This window comes from Caballeronia sp. INDeC2, assembly GCF_023631325.1.
In the GTDB taxonomy this organism is placed as follows: Bacteria; Pseudomonadota; Gammaproteobacteria; order Burkholderiales; family Burkholderiaceae; genus Caballeronia.
Genome location: NZ_JALQDG010000022.1, coordinates 1 through 459, shown reverse-complemented (window position 1 = coordinate 459; position 459 = coordinate 1). Strand labels below are relative to the sequence as shown.

Genomic DNA, 459 nt, shown 5'->3' with positions numbered 1-459 from the left:
TCAGACGTTCCAGACTTCGCCGAAGAAGCGCATCCAGTTCTCGCCCATCACCTTCTTGATGCGCGACTCGCTCCAGCCCGCTTTTTCCATCGCGGCAGTGAGGTTCGGGAATTCGCCGATCGTGCGGATGCCTTCCGGATTCACGACCTTGCCGAAGTTCGTCAGACGGCGATATCGGCCCTTATCGTGCGTGATCCAGTCGAAGAATTCGGTGCTATAGCCTTGCGTGAAGTCCGTGCCGATGCCGACCTTGTCTTCGCCGATAACATCGATCGTGTATTCGATCGCTTCGAGATAATCGTCGACTGTCGCATCCGGGCCTTTCTTGAGAAACGGCGAGAACATCGTCACGCCGACGAAGCCGTTCGCATCGGCGATCTCGCGCAGTTGATCGTCCGTCTTGTTGCGCGGATGATCCTTGAGTCCCGACGGGCAGCAATGCGAATACGTGACGGGCTT

Annotated in this window: 1 protein-coding gene; it reads right to left on the bottom strand. The window is 57.3% G+C overall.

Features of this window, described 5'->3' with window-relative positions:
- Positions 1-459: dipeptidase (locus tag NCS28_RS14365; protein ID WP_250514434.1), on the bottom strand; the 459-nt coding region annotated here is incomplete at its 5' end.